At 74.6% G+C, this 18,421-nt stretch carries 15 protein-coding genes; 7 read left to right on the top strand and 8 right to left on the bottom strand.

The window, feature by feature from the left end; genetic code table 11:
- Window positions 1-55 precede the first annotated feature (55 nt).
- On the bottom strand, window positions 56-1,096 hold the full coding sequence (locus AB0C17_RS08265) for a phosphatase domain-containing protein (protein ID WP_357388939.1): 1,041 nt from the start codon (window positions 1,094-1,096) through the stop codon (window positions 56-58).
- 118 nt (window positions 1,097-1,214) lie between these two features.
- Here AB0C17_RS08265 and AB0C17_RS08260 point away from each other — a divergent pair, with 118 nt between their 5' ends.
- From AB0C17_RS08260 to AB0C17_RS08245, 4 genes are all read left to right on the top strand, one after another.
- Window positions 1,215-2,819: a hypothetical protein gene (locus AB0C17_RS08260; RefSeq protein ID WP_357477408.1), complete on the top strand. Its 1,605-nt coding sequence runs from the start codon at window positions 1,215-1,217 to the stop codon at window positions 2,817-2,819.
- A 16-nt stretch (window positions 2,820-2,835) separates the two neighbouring features.
- The gene (yaaA, locus tag AB0C17_RS08255; RefSeq protein WP_357477405.1) at window positions 2,836-3,639 is read left to right on the top strand and encodes a peroxide stress protein YaaA; all 804 of its coding nucleotides are present in this window, start codon (window positions 2,836-2,838) and stop codon (window positions 3,637-3,639) included.
- A 109-nt stretch (window positions 3,640-3,748) separates the two neighbouring features.
- Window positions 3,749-4,396, top strand: coding sequence for a hypothetical protein (locus AB0C17_RS08250; protein WP_357388935.1), 648 nt, complete (start codon window positions 3,749-3,751; stop codon window positions 4,394-4,396).
- A gap of 81 nt (window positions 4,397-4,477) precedes the next feature.
- On the top strand, window positions 4,478-5,419 hold the full coding sequence (locus AB0C17_RS08245; protein WP_357477403.1) for a TAXI family TRAP transporter solute-binding subunit: 942 nt from the start codon (window positions 4,478-4,480) through the stop codon (window positions 5,417-5,419).
- Window positions 5,420-5,426: 7 nt separating this feature from the next.
- Here AB0C17_RS08245 and AB0C17_RS08240 read toward each other — a convergent pair whose 3' ends face one another.
- Window positions 5,427-6,887 (bottom strand): HAMP domain-containing sensor histidine kinase, encoded by a 1,461-nt coding sequence (locus AB0C17_RS08240; RefSeq protein ID WP_357388931.1) that lies wholly within the window; start codon window positions 6,885-6,887, stop codon window positions 5,427-5,429.
- Between the two features lie 10 nt (window positions 6,888-6,897).
- Window positions 6,898-7,554: a response regulator transcription factor gene (locus AB0C17_RS08235; protein ID WP_357388929.1), complete on the bottom strand. Its 657-nt coding sequence runs from the start codon at window positions 7,552-7,554 to the stop codon at window positions 6,898-6,900.
- Between the two features lie 84 nt (window positions 7,555-7,638).
- On the opposite strand from AB0C17_RS08235, the gene AB0C17_RS08230 reads away from it, so the two are divergent.
- Both AB0C17_RS08230 and AB0C17_RS08225 read left to right on the top strand, forming a co-directional pair.
- Complete coding sequence (locus AB0C17_RS08230) at window positions 7,639-7,977, top strand: DUF952 domain-containing protein (RefSeq protein WP_357388927.1); 339 nt, start codon at window positions 7,639-7,641, stop codon at window positions 7,975-7,977.
- A 64-nt stretch (window positions 7,978-8,041) separates the two neighbouring features.
- Window positions 8,042-8,584, top strand: a complete 543-nt coding sequence (locus AB0C17_RS08225; RefSeq protein WP_357388925.1) for an acyltransferase — start codon at window positions 8,042-8,044, stop codon at window positions 8,582-8,584.
- A gap of 52 nt (window positions 8,585-8,636) precedes the next feature.
- Here AB0C17_RS08225 and AB0C17_RS08220 read toward each other — a convergent pair whose 3' ends face one another.
- The 4 genes from AB0C17_RS08220 to AB0C17_RS08205 form a co-directional block, all read right to left on the bottom strand.
- Entirely contained in the window at window positions 8,637-10,385 is a 1,749-nt protein-coding gene (locus AB0C17_RS08220; RefSeq protein WP_357477400.1) for a CDP-glycerol glycerophosphotransferase family protein, read from the bottom strand.
- A 189-nt stretch (window positions 10,386-10,574) separates the two neighbouring features.
- Complete coding sequence (locus tag AB0C17_RS08215; RefSeq protein WP_357477398.1) at window positions 10,575-11,858, bottom strand: nucleotide sugar dehydrogenase; 1,284 nt, start codon at window positions 11,856-11,858, stop codon at window positions 10,575-10,577.
- 3 nt (window positions 11,859-11,861) lie between these two features.
- Window positions 11,862-13,430, bottom strand: a complete 1,569-nt coding sequence (locus AB0C17_RS08210; protein WP_357477395.1) for a glycosyltransferase — start codon at window positions 13,428-13,430, stop codon at window positions 11,862-11,864.
- The gene (locus tag AB0C17_RS08205; RefSeq protein ID WP_357472257.1) at window positions 13,427-14,995 is read right to left on the bottom strand and encodes a glycosyltransferase family 4 protein; all 1,569 of its coding nucleotides are present in this window, start codon (window positions 14,993-14,995) and stop codon (window positions 13,427-13,429) included. The genes AB0C17_RS08210 and AB0C17_RS08205 overlap by 4 nt, the downstream gene beginning before the upstream one ends.
- Window positions 14,996-15,275: 280 nt before the next feature.
- Here AB0C17_RS08205 and AB0C17_RS08200 point away from each other — a divergent pair, with 280 nt between their 5' ends.
- Window positions 15,276-16,466 carry a hypothetical protein gene (locus AB0C17_RS08200; RefSeq protein WP_357472207.1) on the top strand — a complete coding sequence of 397 codons (1,191 nt, stop codon included), beginning with the start codon at window positions 15,276-15,278 and terminating at the stop codon, window positions 16,464-16,466.
- 4 nt (window positions 16,467-16,470) lie between these two features.
- Here the strand turns inward: AB0C17_RS08200 and AB0C17_RS08195 are convergent, their stop codons facing one another.
- A complete protein-coding gene (locus AB0C17_RS08195; protein ID WP_357477394.1) occupies window positions 16,471-18,372 on the bottom strand; it encodes a hypothetical protein in 1,902 nt (633 codons plus the stop codon).
- Window positions 18,373-18,421: the final 49 nt, after the last annotated feature.

Genomic DNA, 18,421 nt, shown 5'->3' with positions numbered 1-18,421 from the left:
ACGCAGTTGTGGATCTCCACAAGGTCGTCAACCTCATGATCGACGCTGTGAGCGGTCAGACCAGGTCGGCTTCGCGCAGCAGCTTCCACAGGCCGGCGCCGTCGGGGGCGCTGAGCCACTTCTGGCCGATCGGGCCCGACGACGACCGTCCGGCCGGGGCGGGCAGGCTGCCGGCCAGCACCGACTGGGTCGGCGACAGCCGCCGGATCGCCACCCCCGCGACGTTGTCCGGGTGGGCGGCGGCGAACTCCCGGTAGATCTCCGGGTCGTGCTGCCCGTCGTCGCCGATCAGCAGCCAGCGCACCTCGGGAAACTCCCGGGACAGCCGGGCCAGTGTGGCCCGCTTGTGCTCCCGGCCGCTGCGGAACCACCTGTCCGCCGTCGGACCCCAGTCGGTGAGCAGCAGCGGCCCGGCCGGGTAGAGGTGCCGGGACAGGAACCGGGTGAGCGTCGGCGCGACGTTCCAGGCGCCGGTGGACAGGTAGAAGACGGGGGCGCCCGGGTGGGCGGTGGCCAGCCGCTCGTACAGCACGGCCATGCCGGGCACGGCGGTGCGGGCGTGCTCGTCCAGCACGAACGTGTTCCACGCGGCGAGCAGCGGCCGGGGCAGCGCGGTCACCATGACCGTGTCGTCGATGTCGGAGAGGATGCCGAAGCGGACGGCCGGGTCGAGGATGCGGACCAGCGCCTCCACCGGCTCGGCGTCGGCGACGCTGAGGCGTACGCAGCCCCAGCCGGGGGTGAAGTCGCCCTCGATCACGGTGTCGACGAAGCCGCTGCGGTCGGCTGTCACCTCCTGGCGCACGCCGTCGGCCTCGATCGTCACAGTGATGTGCTTGGCGGGCAGCGTGGCGAAGCTGCGCCAGCCCCGCACCTTGTCCAGCCGGCCCCGCCGCCGGGTGTCCGGACGCCCGAGCAGCACCCGGCAGAGCACGCGCGCCCAGCCCGGGGCGCCGTAGCCCGCGTACGCGATGATGTTGGGCTGCCACCCGGTGCGCCGCAACCGGCGCTCCACCAGGCCGTGCACGGCGTCCTCGAAGCGCGCGGCGCGGTGCAGTTGCGGAACGGCCAACTGGTCCGGTGGTGTGGGCGGCACACGGCAACAGTGCCACAACCGGCCCGGCCGGGCCACGCGAGTGATCCACGCCGATCCGGCCCGGCGCCGGCCGCCGCCGTGACAGACTGCGGTCGGGACGACGACGGGGGCGTTTGTCGTGTCGACGACGAAGCGGGACCCGGTGCGACCGCGTCCGGACGCGCCGGCGCTGGTGGCGCTGCTGCTCGGCGCCGCGGGGGTCGGCTACCGGCTGGTGCTGACGCTGCTCACGGTGCCTGCGTCCAACAGCGACGAGGCCACGTTCGGCCTGGCCGCGCTGCACATCGCCGGGCGCGGTGAACGGCCGGTCTTCCTCTACGGCCAGCGCTACATGGGCATGCTGGAGTCGTACCTGGCCGCGCCGCTCGTGGGCTGGGGCGGGCCGGCCTGGCCGCTGCTGCGGCTGCCGCTGCTCGCGCTCTTCGCGGTCTTCCTGTGGCTGGCGTACCGGCTGACCCGCCGCCTGTTCTCCCCCTGGCTCGCCGTCGCCGTGGTGGGTCTGCTGGCGCTCGGCTCGGAACGCGTGGTCCGCGACCAGCTCACGGCGGTCGGCGGCCGTCCCGAGGTCAAGCCGGCCGTGCTGGCGATGCTGCTGATCGCGGTCGCGCTCGGTGACCGGCGGATCCGGCACCACTGGCTGGCCACCGGCGCGTTCGGGCTGCTCGCCGGGCTGGCGCTCTGGTCGGACTGGCTGATCGCGCCGTACCTGCTGGTGGCGGCGGTGGTGCTGGCGGTGGCGGTGCCCCGGGACCTGATCGGCTGGCCGGGCGTGCTGCTGGTCGTGGGCTTCCTGGCCGGGATCGCCCCGGTGATCAAGGACAACCTCGTCGCGCCGCCCGGACAGGACTCGCTGTCGGTGTTCCGCGAGATCAGCACCAAGGAGGGGGTCGCGCCGCCGCTGGCCGAACGGCTGCGCGGCGGGCTGCTGGAGGGGGTGCCGCTGGCGTCCGGCATGTGCCCGATGGACGGCTGCGCACGCTGGGCGCAGTGGTTCGGCCTGCTCTACCCGGTGCTGCTGGTGGCCGCCGCCGCGCTCGGCCTGCGCGCGTACCGCCGGGCCGCCGACCATGCCGCGCGGGTCCGGGCCGCGGCGATCCTCGGCCTCGTCGCGGGCGCGGCGCTGACGCTCCTGGCGTACGTGCGCAGCCCGCTCGCCGCGACCGACCCGCTCGGCAACGCCCGCTACCTGTCGGTGCTCCAGATCTCGCTGCCGGCCGTGCTGTGGCCGCTCTGGCTGGCCGCCGCGCACGCGCTGCGGGCCACCGCCGGACGGGCCGCCCGGATCGGCGGCGTCACGGCGACTGTGGTGCTGGCCGGGCTGACCGCCGCCACGCTGGCCGGCACCGTGGCGTTCCTGGCCGGTGTGCCGGCGGTGCGGGACGAGGAGCGCACCGCCCGCCGCCTCGCCGACACGGTGGAGAGGGCCGGGCTGCGCGAGGTGTACGGCGACTACTGGACCTGCAACCGGCTGATCTTCAACACCGGGGAGACTGTCGCGTGCGGGGTGCTCGACGGCGCGCTCACGCCGGGGCAGAACCGCTATCCGGCGTACTGGCGGCGGGTGGCGCACGCCCAGCGGCCCGGGTACGTGATGACGGCCGGCTCCCCGGCCGAGCGCACGCTGCGGCGGCTGCTGGGCGACCGGGCCGACGCGGCGGTGGTCGCCGAGGTGGGCGGCAGTCGCGTGTACCACCCCGACCGTGCCGTGCGGCCGTGGCGCTGAACCCGGCCCGTACGCTGTGCCGGTGCTCATCCTGCTGCCCCCGTCGGAGGGGAAGGCCGAGGCCGGCACGGGCCGCCGGCTGGACCTGTCCCGGCTGTCCCTGACCGAGCTGAACCCGGCCCGGGAGGCGGTCCTGACCGCGCTCGTCGACCTGTGCGCCGGGCCGGACGAGGCGGCGGCCCGGACCGCGCTGGGCCTGACCGAGGGGCAGCGCGGCGAGCTGCGGCGCAACGCCCGGCTGCGGAAGGCGGCCACCGCACCGGCCGGGCGGCTCTACACCGGGGTGCTCTACGAGGCGCTCGGCCTGGACACGCTGCCCCCCGACGCGCAACGGGCGGCCCGCCGCCAGGTGCTGATCAGCTCCGGGCTGTGGGGCGCGGTACGGCTCGCCGACCGGATCCCGCCGTACCGCTGCCCGATCGGGGCGCGGCTGCCGGGGCTCGGTGCGCTGTCCGCGTACTGGCGGGAGGCGCTCGGCCCGGTGCTGGAGCCCGCCGCCGGACGCGGCCCGGTGCTGGACCTGCGCTCCGGCGCGTACGCGGCCACCTGGACGCCGCGCGGCGCGCTCGCCGAACGCACGGTGACGGTGCGGGTGCTGCACGAACGCACCGTGGACGGCACGCCCACCCGGTCGGTGGTGAGCCACTTCAACAAGGCCACGAAGGGCCGGCTGGTGCGGGATCTGCTGCTGGCCGACGCCCGGCCGCGCACCGCCGACGCGCTGGTGGGGGCGCTGCGGGAGCTGAAGTACACGGTCGAGGAGGCGCCCCGGGCGGCCGGCCGCCCCCGGCAGGTCGACCTCGTGGTCACCGAACTCTGAGGCGCGCGCTTCCCGCAAATTTTGCTCAAGGCTCGGGCGCAGCGGTTCCCGGTCCGGCGCTGGGGGGCCACGGTAGAGGCACCCCGAATCTGACCGAGGAGCCGCGCCGATGCTCACCACGCTGCTCGACCGCCCGAGCCCGTCGCCACCGCCGCTGGACTGGCTGACCCTGACCGACGCCTTCGAGATCGCCTGCATGGTGCGCTGCACCCCGCCACCGGCCGCCGGCGTGCGCCGGCTCGACTCCGGATCGCACCGGGCCGGGATCGCCGAGTTCAACCGCGAGGACGCGGCACAGCGGATGCGGCAGCTCCTGGGCCGCCTCGACGTGCCGGTGGAGCACGAGCTGACCACCGGTGGCCTGCGCCGCCGTTACGAGCTGCACCGGCTCTCGGTGCCGCAGCAGCACCGGGCGGCGTACGCGAATCTGCTGGCCACGGGCTGGCGGCAGGGCCGCCGGGAGCTGCTCGGCGGGCCGTTCCCCGGCGCCTCGGCGGCGCGGCGGCTGTGGCGGCCCCGGCTGGCCGCGGCGGCCTGGCGGGCGGCACTGCTCGCCGGCGGCCGGCACGTACGCCGGCACTGCCTCGGCATCCGGCTCGCCGACCGCGACCTGGCGGCGGTGCTGGTACGCGGGGCGGCGCTGCTGGACGTGCCGGCGGCGCTGCGGCCCGGCTCGGGCTGCTTCCTCGTGGTGGTGGCGAACGGCGAGCACCGGGACCGGATCACCGAGAGCGCGGAGCTGGCCCCGGCGAACTGACCGGCCCGGTCCGGGCTCCCGGGCGGCAGGTGCACGGTCCGGGCTTGCGCGGCGACGGGTGCACGGCGCAGAGTGCAGCCCGTGAGCCGACACTGGCCTGTGCGCGCCGCCGCCCCGCTCGTGCTGGTGCTCCTGCTCGTCACCGGGCTCACCGCGTGCCGGGACGAGCCGTCCGAGCCGACCCGCATCCGGATCGCGACCGGCAGCCCCACCGCCGTCTACCACGCCTTCGGCCAGTCGCTCGCGGCGCTGCTCAACCGGGAGCTACCAGGCGTGCGGGCCGAGGTGGTGGTAACCGCCGCCTCGGCGCAGAACGTCCGGCTGGTCGGCGGCGGGGAGGCGGAACTGGGCTTCACCCAGGCCGACGTGCTGCCGCCGCGCGAGCCCGAGCACCCGTCGGTGCTGGCTGTGGCCCGGGTCTACGACGACCTGCTGCACCTGGTCACCCGCGCCGGCGGGCCGATCCGCACGCTCGGCGACCTGCGCGGCCGGCGGGTGTCGGTGGGCGCCGACGGCTCCGGCACGGAGATCACCGCGACCCGCCTGCTGGCGGTGGCCCAGCTCGACGGCGACCGGATACGCCAGGAGCACCTGGGGCTGGACGACTCGGTGGCGGCCCTGCGCGAGGGACGGATCGACGCGTTCTTCTTCTCCGGCGGGCTACCCGTGCGCGGCGTCGCCGACCTGGCCCAGCGGACCTCGCTGCGGATCGTCGACCTGGGCGCCTGGACCGAGCCGCTGCGCCGTGCGTACGGGCAGGTCTACGTGACCCGGGACGTGCCGCGTTCGGTGTACCGGGTCGACCCGGTCAGCACCGTGGCGAACCCGAACTACCTGATCGTCCGCGCCGGCCTGCCCGCCGCGCTGGTGCGGGAGGTGACCCGGCTGCTGATGGACCGCCGGCAGGAGCTGGCCGCAGCCCACCCGGCGGCCGGACGGATGAGCCCCCGGTCGGCCATCGTCACCACCCCGCTGCCACTGCACCCGGGCGCGGCGCAGTGGTATCGCGACGCGAAGCCCTGACGACGGGTCAGCGCCAGACCGGCCCGACGGCCTCCGGCGGCCCGACGGCCTCGGGCGGGCCGGCGACCTCGGGCGGGGCGACGACCTCGGGCGGGCCGGGGGCGGGCGCCGGGAACCACAGCTCGGCGACGAGGCCCCGAGGCTCGCCCTGACGCATGGTGAGCCGGCCGTCGGAGGCGTCCACGAGCACCGCCGCGATGGTCAGGCCGAGACCCACGCCGTCCACGTTCTGCGCGTCCGGCGCCCGCCAGAACCGCTCGGTGGCCTGGTCGAGCTGGCTCGCCGTCATGCCCGGGCCGGTGTCGCCGACGGTCAGCACCGTCCCGCCGCCGTCGGCGCGTACGGTCACCGTCACCTCTCCCCCGGCGCCGCTGAACTTCACCGCGTTGTCGATCAGGGCGTCCAGCGCCTGGTCGATCGCGGTCGGCACGGTCCAGGCGTACACCGGCGCGTCTGTCGCGTCGAGGCGCAGTGCGACCTCGCGGTGCCGGGCCAGCGGCAGCCAGGCCGCCACCCGGGAGGCGGCCGTGGCGGTGGCGTCCACAGTGACCCGCTGGTTCTCCTCCCGCTCCGCACGCGCCAGGGTGAGCAGCGCGTCGAGCACGGTGGCGAGCCGGTCGGTCTCCTCCAGCGCCAGCTGGTGCTCGGCGCGTCCGTCCGGGTCGGTGAGGCTGGGACCCAGTTCCTCCACCCGCAGGCGCAGCGCGGTGAGCGGGTTGCGCAGCTGGTGGCTGGCGTGCGCGACGAAGGCGCGCTGCCGGTCCATCACGTCGGACACCGCGTCGGCCATGTGGTTGAAGCTGGTCGCCAGCCGGCGCAGTTCGGGCGGGCCGACCCGGGGGCGGACCCGCGCGGCGCGGCGGCCCTCGGCGATCTCGTGGGTGACCGCGTCCAGCTCGGTGACCGGGCGCAGCACCCAGCCGGCCAGCCCGAACGCGGTCGAGACGCAGGCCAGCACCGCCAGCAGCCCGATGCCGGCCAGCAGCAGCCACCACACGGTGACGGAGCGGCGCACGCCGTCCGCCGGGCTGGTCGTGACCACGGCGCCGAGCACCTCGCCGCCGTCGTTGATCGGTACGGCCGTCACCACCGGCCCGCTGTCCCAGGGCCACACCGACTCCGGGCCGCTGAACTGCTGTCCGGAGAGCGCGGTGTCGAGCGCCGGGCCGGCGCCCTCGTCCGGCTTCCAGCCGGTCGAGGCGACAACGGTGCGCCGTTCCCGGTCCACCACCGCCGCACCGATGCCGTACAGCGCGTCGTAGGCGGCCAGTTCCCCGTCCAGCGGGCCGGAACCGCCACCGCGCAACGCCGGTCCGGCCAGCGAGGCGAAGCGGGTGGCGTCGGCGAGGCGGTCGGCGCGTACCCGGTCGGTCTCCCGGGTCGCGAGGGTGGCCGCCAGCGGCGTCTCCAGGGCGAGCAGGACCAGCACCATCAACAGCAGGTAGCTGATCACCAGCCGGCGGCGCACGGGCCCCTCCTCACGCGTCGCGGAGCCGGTAGCCGACCCCGCGTACGGTCTCCACCAGCGTCGGGTCGCCGAGCTTGCCGCGCAAGGACCCGACGTGCACCTCGACGGTGTGCCGGTCGGCCCAGGTGGTGCCCCACACGTCGAGCAGGATCCGCTCGCGCGGCACCGCCACCCCGGGCTGGCGGGCCAGGGACAGCAGGATGTCGAACTCCTTGCGGGTCAGCGTGACGTCCCGGCCGGCCACGTTCACCGTCCGGCCGCCCACGTCGATGCGGACCGCCCCGGCCTCGATCAGGTTACGCTGCGGCGCGGTGTGGGCGGCCCGCCGCAGCACCGCCTCGATCCGCGCCTGCAACTCCACCATGGAGAACGGCTTCACCACGTAGTCGTCGGCGCCCAGTCGCAGCCCCAGCACCCGGTCGCGTTCCTCGCCGCGCGCGGTCACCGCGATGATGCCGAGCCGGCTGCTGCGCCGCCGCAGCTCGCGGCACAGTTCGGTGCCGTCGCCGTCGGGCAGACCCAGGTCGAGCAGCACCAGGTCGCAGGGGGCGGCGGAGAGCGCGGCGGCCACCGTGGCGGCGTGTTCCACCTGGTAGCCGCGCCGGGTCAGCGCCGACGACAACGCCGCGGCGACCCGGCGGTCGTCCTCGACCAGGAGGATCCGCACCCGTGCCTCCCTCCGCTCGACGTGTTGCCCTGCGAATGGTGGCAGACGCGCCGCCGGGACGCGAGGCCGCTCTAGGCTGCGGTGGTGATCTACAAGATTCTCACCGACGACGAGTGGGCGCGGGCACGGGCCGACGGGCGGTTCGCCGGCACCGCGATGGACCGGCAGGACGGCTACGTGCACCTGTCCGCCGCCGACCAGGTGGTGGAGACCGCGCGGAGGTTCTTCGCCGGGGTCACCGGCCTGACCGTGCTCGCGGTGGACGAGTCCCGGCTCGGCGACGCGCTGCGCTGGGAGGTGTCCCGAGGCGGCGCGCGGTTCCCGCACCTGTACGCCGCGCTGCCGGTGGACGCGGTGGTCGCCGCGCACCCGCTGCCGGCCGACCGGCCGGCCGCCGACGCGGTGGCCGAACTGCTCGGGTGAGCGCTCGTTATGCTGCGTCGAGCCCGCCCGTCGGCGCGACGCGCCCTGCATGATGCGAGTTGAGATGACTGACAGCAACGACCGGTCCGCCTCCGTCTTCGTCCACCCGACGGCCGACGTGGAGGACGGCGCCCAGGTCGGCGACGGCACGAAGGTCTGGCACCTGGCGCACATCCGATCCAGCGCCCAGGTCGGCGCCGGCTGCGTGATCGGCCGCAACGTCTACGTCGACGCGGGCGTCACCGTCGGCGACCTGGTGAAGATCCAGAACAACGTCTCGGTCTACCAGGGCGTGACCATCGAGGACGAGGTGTTCGTGGGCCCGTGCGCGGTGTTCACGAACGACTTCCGCCCCCGCGCGCAGAACCCGGACTGGACGATCACCCCGACGCTGGTCCGCCGGGGCGCGTCGATCGGCGCGAACGCCACGCTCGTGTGCGGCATCGAGGTCGGCGAGTACGCGATGATCGCCGCCGGCTCGGTGGTGACCCGCGACGTCAAGCCGTACCAGCTGGTGGCCGGCAACCCGGCCCGCCCGAAGGGCTGGGTCGACGCCAAGGGCGAGGTCGTCTCCCGCGACGTCGACAACCCGCCGCACCAGGGCTGAACGCGGTACGGGGCGGCGACCGCGCCGGTCGTCGCCCCGTAGCCGGTACGCCTCAGCCGCAGAGCCGGCCGATCTCGTCCCGGAACCGGTCCATCGGGTTCGACCCGGCCGGGCCGAGCAGGTACTCCTTCAGCTCCCGCCGCGCCCCGGTCATCGGGTCGTCGCCGGCCCGGGTCACGTCGAGGATCTTCGTCAGCTCGCCGCAGTCCGCCGAGAGCAGGTACGCCGCCCGCGCGGTCGGGAACTGCCGCCGGAACTCGTCCTCGGGCAGGCCGGCCGGGTTGGCCACCACGTACGGCCGCTCGCTCTGCACGAAGTCGGAGACCACGCTGGACACGTCACTGACCAGCAGGTCGGTGACGTTGAAGCAGTCGAACAGCCCCGGCGTGCGGCCGGTGACCACCAGGTGCGCGGCGCCGTCCAGTGCGGACGGCTCGGTCTCGCCGCCGGCCGCGCTGATCCGGGACACGATCCGCTCGTGCGCGGCGCGGGCCTTCGGCGAGCGCGTCCCGGTCAGCGGGTGCGGCTTGTAGATCACCCGCACGTCCCCGGCGGCGAGCAGGCCGGACACGATCCGCTCCCCCATCAGCACCAGCGAGGTGTGGTACGGGTCGTCGTCGAGCCAGCCCTCCCAGGTCGGCGCGTACAGCACAGTGAAACGGTGGTCGGCGGCGCCGGAGCCGAACGTGTGCACCCCGGCCAGCTGCGGCCGGCCGATCTCCACGATGTCGCGGTCCAGCACGCCGATGTCGGCCCGCGCGTACCGTTCCCGCCCGGCCGGACCGGCCACCCAGACCTCGTCGTACACCTTGCTGTACGGGTTCACACTGGCCTGCTTGTCGCTGTCGCCGTGGCCGACGAAGACGTGCTTCACGCCCGGCTCCCGCAGCAGGTGGATGTTGGCGCCGACGTTCGCGGCGTACAGCGCCACGCGCAGCGAGCTCAGGTCCAGGTTCATGAAGTCGACGCCGGCCGGCACGCAGATCACCGGCAGCCGGGTGTCGGCGAGCTGCCCGAACGCGTCCGCGGCGCGCAGCAGCACGACCGCGCGGCGGCCGGTCGCCTCCACCGGCGCGAGCCACATGTTGGCCTGGTAGACGTCCTTGGCCGGGCCGGCGAAGTAGAGCGCCACCTCGGGCCGTTCCCGGGCCATCCAGTCGTGCACGGCGGGCAGCACACCCGGGGCCTTGCCCCGGCCGCGCAGCGCGGTGAGCGCCAGCACCGCGGCGGTGACCAGGCCGGCGGCGAGCGTGACCAGGCCGGTGACCACGACCGGGGCGACCCGGTCCAGCGCGGCGGCGAGCACCGCGGCCGGCACCAGCAGCACGTTCAGCAGCGGCATCTGCAACCCGGCCAGCCGCCGCGCCCAGGCCGGCGGCACCGGGACCCGCCGCAGCGCGCCGAGGTCGATGTTGCGGGTGTACGCCGGCGGGTCGACCCGGCCGTCGATCACCTTGGTCACCGCGCCGGTGGCGACCGCGACCGTCCACAGCGCGGCGGGCAGCAGCAGGACGGCGACGGTGCCGGCCACGCCGGGGCGCACCGCGGCGACCACCAGCAGGACCACCGACAGATCCCGGACCAGCCGCCGGAAGGTGGTGCCGAGACCGGCCTTGTCGAGCAGCGTGGCGGTCCCGGTGTGCCGCCCGGCCAGGGCCAGCTCACCGGCGACGGCGACCACCGCGGCCACCGCGTACGGGACCACCAGGCCGAGGACTCCGGCGAGGACCATGACCGCGTAGCCGAGAAGCGTCGCGCCGACCGCGGCGAGACCCTGCTGGCTGCGTACTCTGCTGAACAACGACGCTCCCTGTCTGCCCCACCGATGTCGGTCCGGGTCGATTTCCGACGGCTGCGACCCTAAACGGATCACATGACACAAGTATTGCCGGGGTGTCCGGCAGATGAACTCCGCACGGCGTGATTGCGACGGCGGCACGCGACGGGCCCCGGCCGTCCGCGACGGCCGGGGCCCGTGGAGCCTCTGGGGTCAGCCCCCGATGACCACCCGGCGCACGCCGGTCCAGCGCGCCGGGTCGGTGACCCGGCGGCCGTCGACGAGCACCGTCACGCCCGGCAGGTCGGCCGGGGCGAGGGTGCGGTACTCCGCGTGGTCGGCCTGGATGACGGCGGCGCCGAGCGGCTCGCCGTCGTAGCCGGGCAGGCCGTGCGCGACCAGTTCCTCGTTCGTGTACATCGGGTCGGAGACGTACGGCACCGCACCCCGGCGGCGCAGCGCCTCCACGGTCGGGAAGACACCGGAGAACGCGGTCTCCTTCACGCCACCCCGGTAGGCGGCGCCCAGCACCAGCACGCCCACCTCGGTCAGGTCGCCGTACGCGGCGGCGAGCAGGTCGACCGCGTACTCCGGCATGGCCGCGTTTGCCTCGCGGGCCGAGCGGACCACTGTCGCGGCCGGGTCGTTCCACAGGTACATCCGCGGGTAGATCGGGATGCAGTGGCCACCGACCGCGATGCCGGGCGAGTGGATGTGGCTGTACGGCTGCGTGTTGCACGCCTCGATGACCTTGGTGACGTCCACGCCGACGGTGTCGGCGAAGCGGGCGAACTGGTTCGCCAGGCCGATGTTCACGTCCCGGTAGGTCGTCTCGGCGAGCTTGGCCAGCTCGGACGCCTCGGCCGAGCCGAGGTCCCAGACGCCGTTGGGGCGGTCCAGGTCGGGCCGCTCGTCGAAGTCGAGCACCGCCTCGTAGAACCGGACGCCGTGCGCGGCCGACGCCTCGTCGATGCCGCCGACCAGCTTCGGGTAGCGGCGCAGGTCGGCGAAGACCCGGCCGGTGAGCACCCGCTCCGGGCTGAACACCAGGTGGAAGTCGGCGCCGGGGGTCAGGCCGGAGCCCTCGGCGAGCATCGACGCCCACCGGTTACGGGTGGTGCCGACCGGCAGCGTGGTCTCGTAGCTGACCAGCGTGCCCGGCTTCAGCCCACGGGCGATGGCCCGGGTGGCGTCGTCCATCCAGCCGAAGTCCGGCACGCCCTCGGCGTCCACGAACAGCGGCACGACCACGACGACCGCCTCCGACTCGGCGACCGCGGCGGCGGTGTCGGTGGTGGCCGACAGCAGGCCGGCGGCCACCGTCTCCTTGAGCTTGACGTCCAGGTCGGCCTCGCCCGGGAAGGGCACGGCACCGTCGTTGACCAGCTGGACGACCCGCTCGGAGACGTCGGCGCCGATCACCCGGTGCCCCTTCGACGCGAACTGCACGGCCAGCGGCAGACCGATCTTGCCGAGCGCGACGACGCAGATGTTCATGAACTACTTTCCTCCAGAGGGCCAGATTCGGCGCAGGCGGGCAAGGAACCGACCGGGGGTCACCGGCGTGATCGCGACGATCACCTGGCCCTTGTGGTTCGTGGTGGGTGTGACGAGGTGCCAGCGGACACCGCGCCGGGCCACCAGCCGGGGTGCGGCGACGGGGCGGTCGGTGCGCAACGGCGCCGAGCCCGTCCCGCCCAGGGCGGAGACCTCGGCGCGTACGATACGACGCTCGCCGGCCGCCGCGACGACCGCCAGCAACCGGTCCACCGCGAAATCCGTCCGTACGACGGTACCGGGCCCGGCGGACTCCACCGACGTGACACCCGTCAGATCGCCCACACTGACGCGCAGCGCGTCTGCGCTCAGCTCGGCCAGCTCGGCCCGGCGGCTGCGCGCGGTGATCACCAGGGCCCGAGCACCGGCGGCGTCGCGCCCCCAGGCCAGCCCGGTCGCGGTCAGCCTGGCCAGCAGCGCGGCGACCCGGCCGGTCACGTCGTACCAGTCGTCCGGATAGCCGAACGCCGGGTCGCGGAAGCCGACGTGGTCCGCGTACCAGCTGTCACCCTCGACGACGACATCGGGCAGGGACCGGTCCGACTGCTGCTCGATCAACGTGCGCAGGGCGTCGAGGTCGCCGTCGCGCGCCACCGCCACCCGCAGCCGCTCCTCCGGCGCCATCCGGGCGGTCACGCCGTCGGTCAGGTACGCCTCGGCGAGCTTGCGTACCCGGTCGTGGACGTGCCGCTGCTCCTGCGGGTCGAGGGTGAGGAACTCCTCGCGCAGCAGCTTCGCCACCTCCCAGGTGAAGTGGCGCACCAGCACCGCGTCGCGCCGCGCGCCGGGCTCGACCAGGCCGGCGACGAAACCGACGAGCTCCTCGGCGCAGCGCAGCCGCTCGGAGAACCGGCTGGCGTAGGTGATGTTCTGGGCGTTGTCCCGCTTGACCGCGTAGTAGTACTCGTAGTCGCCGAGAACCGACACCTTCTTCGCCCGGAAGCACGCCTCCAGCGTGAACGGCTGGTCGCTGCCCATCGGCATGTCCGTGCGGAACCGCAGGCCGTACCGCTCGACCAGCTCCCGCCGGAACAGCTTGGTGTTCGACAGCGACCACGGCAGGTCGCTGTCGAACAGGTCGAGCCGCTCCTGGGTGGTGGCGTAGACGGCCTGGTGCACGTACCGCTTGTTGGTGCCGACCATCCGGCCCAGCACCACGTCGGAGTCCCACCGGTCGGCGGCGTCGACGAGGCGCTCCAGCGCCTCCGGGCCGAGGTGGTCGTCCGAGCCGATGAAGAAGACGTACCGGCCGCGGGCGTGGTCGAGCGCCAGGTTGCTCGGCGCCGCCGGACCGCCGGAGTTGGCCTGGTGCAGCACCCGGACCGTGCCCGGGTACCGCTCGGCGTAGCGGTCCAGTTCCGCGCCGCTGCCGTCGGTGGAGCCGTCGTCGACGGCGACGACCTCCAGCCGGTCCAGGCCGATGGTCTGCCCGACGAGCGAGTCGAGGCAGGCGGTCAGGTAGGGCATGGTGTTGTAGACCGCCACCACCACTGTCACGTCCGGCCCGCTCACGCCCCCACCTCCACCTGTGCCGGTCGCACCGGGGCGGGCGACGGTGACGCCGGACGGGGTGGCGCCCCGGGCAGCAGCCGGGCGTAGACCTCGTCGAGCACCCGCGCCTGCGCCTCCCAGGTCCAGCCGGCCAGCAGGCCCGGCCGGTCGTACGCGGCACGGTAGCGCTGCGGGTCGGCGAGCACCGCGGTGACCGCGCGGACGAAGTCGGCCACGTCCTCGGCGCGGAACACCTCGCCCTGACCGGTCTCCCGGACAGTCTCGGCCATGGTGCGCACGTCGGAGACGACAAGCGGCAGGCGGGCGTGTGAATACTCGAAGAACTTGGTGATCAGCGCGATCTCGTGGTTCGGCCAGTGCTGGATCGGGATGACGCCGACCTGGGCGCCGCTGAGGTAGCGGACCACCTGGTGGTGCGGCACGTAGGGCAGCACGTGCAGCCGGTCCGCCGCGTCCAGCTCGCCGGCCCGGGTGACCAGGCCCCGGACGTACGCCGAGTCGGGCTTGTTCACCACGAGCGCGACGTGCGCTCCGGGCAGCCGGGGCAGCGCCTCGACCATCACCCCGAGGCCGCGCTTGGCGGCGGCCACCCCGCTGTAGACCAGTAGCGGGGTGTCCGGGCCGAGCCCGCAGCGGGCGCGGATGTCCGGCGCCGGCTCGGCCGCGTCGGCGGGCAGCTCGTCCACCGCCGGGGCGTTCAGCACGACCGCCGGCCGTTCGGCCAGCCCGTGCTCGGTGCGCAGCAGGTCGGCCAGGCCGCCGGAGACGGTCATGGTGGCGTCTGCGTACGGCACGTACTCCCGCTCGTGCGCCACGTTGCCGGGCAGCCAGCGGGCGTTGTCGCGCCACGGCTGCACGCCGGGCAGGTACTCGTGGGCGTCCCAGAGCAGCGCGATCCGCCGGCCCTTCGCGGCGGCCCGGACCTTCGCGCGGGCGCCGACGCCGAGCATCCGGAAGTCGTTGGCGTGGATCAGGTCCGGTGCCAGCTCGTCGACGACCGGGCCGTAGGCCAGCTCGTAGTCCCACAGGCCCGGCTCCAGGCGCCGCCACGCGCCGTCGCCGCGCAGCCTCCGCCAGAACAGCGTGTACGCGCGGTCCCAGGGACCGTCCAGCTTGCGGCCCTTGCGGGCCCGGGTCAGCTGACGGTTGCGGAACCCGACCCACTTGCGGGTCAGCCCGGACAGCTTCTCCTCGGCGCGCAACGCGGCCCAGGGCAGCCCGCCGGGCCGGCCCGCGCCGGACTCGCGGGCCGCGACGGTGAGCGCCGCCCGGCGTACCGCCAGGTCCGCGCGCCAGGCCTTGACCGCCTGGGTACGGTGCGCCGCGATGCCGCTGGGCGGATAGGCGAGCGGGTGCCGCAGCCAGGCCCGGCGGAACTCGTGCCGGCGGCGGGCCAGCGGCTCGGGCATCGGCACGAGGCGTACCTCGGCGGCGCCGAGCCGCCAGCTCTGCGGCTGACCGGCCGGCGCCCGGCCGAGCAGCACGACGTCCCAGCCCGCGTCGGCGGCGGAGCGGGCCGCCTTCTGCACCCGGGAGTCCCCGATGACCCCGTTGTCCACCAGCATCACGACCCGTCCCCGGGTGCCCGCCGCTGCGGTCGTGCCGTCAGATCCCATTCCTGCTCGTTTCGTCGTCGCCAGCACCGCGCCCGCGGACCCGAGCGAGTCTACGACAGCGGTCGCGACGCGAACGCCCACCGCCGCCGGTACCCCACGATCTGCCGGACCGGTTGCTACCCTCCATCCTGTTCAACGGCCGGCGCCCGCTGCGGGTCGTTCGCCGGGTCGCCGGCCGCGCCACGCGGGCCCTCGGACAACCCCAGCTCAGCGCGAACGGGACCGCACAATGGACGTGGTGACCACCGAGGAACCCAGCCGGCCCGCGCCAGCCCCGCCGACCGGGCCGGCCACAGCCGAACGCGTCCGGCCCGGCCCCGTCCGGCGGCTGCGTGACGCCGCCCGGGACGCGGCACCCGCGCTGGCGGTGTTCGCGGTGATCCGGCTGATCGGCCTGCTCGTCGTCTACCTGTGGGCCCGCAACCTGGGCGAGTCCCCGGTCGAGCGGCTCACCCGGGCCGACGGCAACTGGTACGCGGGGATCGTCCAGCACGGCTACGACGCGTACGAGAAGACCCAGAGCAACATGGCGTTCTTCCCGCTCTACCCGGGCCTGACCGCGGCCCTGGAGCGGGTCTCCCCGTTCAGCCCGCGCGAGTCGGCCCTGATCGTGGCGTGGCTGGCCGCGCTGGCCGCCGCCTGGGGGCTGTACGCGATCGGCGCGCACCTGCACGACCGGCGTACCGGCATCCTGCTCGCCGCGCTCTGGGGCGCCGTGCCGCACGCCGTCGTGGAGTCGATGGGCTACAGCGAGAGCCTGTTCACCGCGCTGGCCGCGTGGACGCTGTACGCGCTGCTGCGCCGGCACTGGGTCACCGCCGGGGTGGTGTGCCTGTTCGCCGGCCTGACCCGGCCCACCGCCTCGTCGCTGATCCCGGTGGTGGGGCTGGCCGCGCTGCTGGCGATCGTCAGGCGGCGCGACGGCTGGCGGCCGTGGGCGGCGCTGCTGCTCGCCCCGGCCGGCTGGCTGGGCTACCTGGCCTGGGTGGGCGACCGGACCGGCCGGCTGGACGGCTGGTTCCACATCCAGTCCGCCGGCTGGGGCACCACGTTCGACTTCGGCGTCTACACGGTCGACCGCGGGCAGCAGGCGCTGGTCCAGGTGGCGGCGCTGCCGCTGCTGGTGGTCACCGTGGTGGCGCTGCTGTCGATCATGTTCTTCGTGCTGAGCGCGATCGACCGGCAGCCGTGGCACCTGCTGCTCTACAGCGGCCTGATGCTCGTCACCACGCTCGGCGCGGCCGGCTACTACCACTCCAAGGCGCGGTTCCTGCTGCCGGCGTTCCCGTTGCTGCTGCCCGCCGCCGCGGGCCTGGCCCGGGCCGGATGGGCCCGGGCCGCCACGGTGCTGGCGACACTCGTCGCGTTCTCCGCCTACTTCGGCGGCTACCTGCTGATGATCTGGACGAAGTCGCCCTGACCGGTCAGCGGGTGAACGGCCGGACGTCCCACACCCAGACGTCCGCGACCCGCTCCCCCGGTCCGTACAGCGCGTCCAGCACGGTCTTCAGGTTGTCGTGGCGGCGGGCGCCCCGGTCCGGCAGCACCACCGCGTCGGCCTTCCAGTAGCGGACGTCGGCGCGCGCCTGGTCGACGTCGGCCGGGCCGACTGTGGTGTCCCGCTCGCCGAGCGAGACGGCGGTGAGCAGCTTCGCCGTGGGCTGCGGGTCCACGCCCCAGCGGCCGGTGTTGTCGGTGGCGGAGACCGGGGCGAGGAAGTAGCCCTCGGGGACGGCGAAGCCGGCCACCGCCGCGGAACTCCAGTACAGCGACGTCATGCCGTTCACCGGCACGGGGACCAGCGTGCGGCCGGGGGCCACATGGTCCCGCCAGGTGCCGGCGGTGACGAAGTCCGGCACCGGAGTGCGGCCCTTGGCATCGAGCGGCATCGGCATGATCGGCAGCAGCGCGGCGGCCACCGCGACGGCCCCGACGCGGGCGGCCAGCCGGCCGGCGGGTTCGGTGCGGCGGGCGGCGAGCCGGTCACCGGCGACCGCGAGCAGCACGCCGAGCGCCACCGTGGTGATCAGCGCGAACCGGGACACCACCACGGAGTCGAACACGGGCAGGTCCTGCACCAGGGCGAACGGTGCGGGGACGTCGGTGCGGCGGGTGCCGACGGTCCAGGTGGTGCCGACGGAGAACAGCGCCGAGACCACTGCGACGGCGCCGAGCACCCGGACCGTGGTCTCCCGGCGCAGCCACCAGAGCACACCGGCCGCGAGCACCACCAGGGACCAGCCGTAGAAGCTGGCCTGCTCGGTGGTGTTCGGCGCCCAGCCGATCGCGCTGGTCGGGCCACCGGCGAGCGACTTGGTGGCGAACTGGACGAACGAGCCGAGCTTCAGGGCGTAGATGTCCGGGGTGCCGGGGTGGCCCACCCGGTGCTGCGGACCGGCGAACTGCATCCACAGCGGGTACGCCGCCGCGGCCGACACCAGCACGCCGGTGATCGCCAGGCCGGACAGCAGCGGGCGCAGCCGGCGCACCGCGTCGCGGGGCCGGAACGCGAGGTAGGCCAGGACCAGCATCAGGCAGCCGAGCGCGGTCAGGAAGAGGATCTCCAGGCTGATGAAGAACTGGGCGACCACCAGCCCGCCCAGGATCAGGCCGTCGCGGATCACCCGCTCGCCCCGCGACAGCGCGACCACCCGCCAGACGATGAACGGCACCAGCCACTGCGCGGTGATGTGCGGGTGGCCGTTGCTGTGCGAGATCAGCGCGGGCGCGAAGGCGCAGAACAGCCCGCCGACGAACGCGGCCGCCCGGGAGCCGACGACGTGCCGGGACAACACGTGGTACCAGGCGTACCCGGTGCCGGCCAGGTTCAGCGTGATGAACAGCAGATAGGAGAAGGACGCGCCGAACAGCAGGGTGAACGGGGTGAGCACCAGGCCGGGCAGTTGCATCCCGACGTTCGTCATCAGGTTCACGCCGGCCGGGGCGTTCTGCAGCGTGGTGAAGAACGGGTTCTCCAGGTTGGTGACAGCGTGCGCCGCGTACGCCAGCATCCACTCGTTGAAGCCCTGGTCGTTCGGGCGGCTGCCGAGCAGCCGGCCGTCGTAGTCGCGCCAGCCCCGGGCGGTGACCCAGAACGCCCCGGCGAGGTAGACCAGCGCCACGAGCGCGTCGGCCCGCCGCCACCGGCCGCCGCGCCGCTTTTCGGCCGTCGCGTCCGGCTCCGGCTGCTCCGGCTGCTCCGGGGCCGTGGTCGTCGTCGGGCGCGGGGTGGACGACCCCGGATCGGACGAGTCGTCGGCCGCGGACCCGTCGCCGCCGGTGGGGGCGGGCTCACGGTCACGGGTGTCGGGCGCAGGCGCGGTCATGGCTGAGGAGTCTACGAAAGCGGAGGCCGCGGTCGAGGACCGGCCGAGA

This window comes from Micromonospora sp. NPDC048887, assembly GCF_040649715.1.
In the GTDB taxonomy this organism is placed as follows: Bacteria; Actinomycetota; Actinomycetes; order Mycobacteriales; family Micromonosporaceae; genus Micromonospora.
The sequence above is the reverse complement of the archived record's forward strand: the minus strand, read 5'-3'. Positions and strand labels throughout refer to the sequence as shown.

What these genes read in the sequence shown, in the direction of transcription:
- AB0C17_RS08250 (WP_357388935.1), top strand. Translation starts at nt 3,749, where the DNA reads ATGCTCACCACGCTGCTCGACCGCCCGAGCCCGTCGCCACCGCCGCTG.
- AB0C17_RS08225 (WP_357388925.1), top strand. Translation starts at nt 8,042, where the DNA reads ATGACTGACAGCAACGACCGGTCCGCCTCCGTCTTCGTCCACCCGACG.
- AB0C17_RS08215 (WP_357477398.1), bottom strand. Translation starts at nt 11,858, where the DNA reads ATGAACATCTGCGTCGTCGCGCTCGGCAAGATCGGTCTGCCGCTGGCC.
- AB0C17_RS08205 (WP_357472257.1), bottom strand. Translation starts at nt 14,995, where the DNA reads ATGCTGGTGGACAACGGGGTCATCGGGGACTCCCGGGTGCAGAAGGCG.
- AB0C17_RS08200 (WP_357472207.1), top strand. Translation starts at nt 15,276, where the DNA reads ATGGACGTGGTGACCACCGAGGAACCCAGCCGGCCCGCGCCAGCCCCG.
- AB0C17_RS08195 (WP_357477394.1), bottom strand. Translation starts at nt 18,372, where the DNA reads ATGACCGCGCCTGCGCCCGACACCCGTGACCGTGAGCCCGCCCCCACC.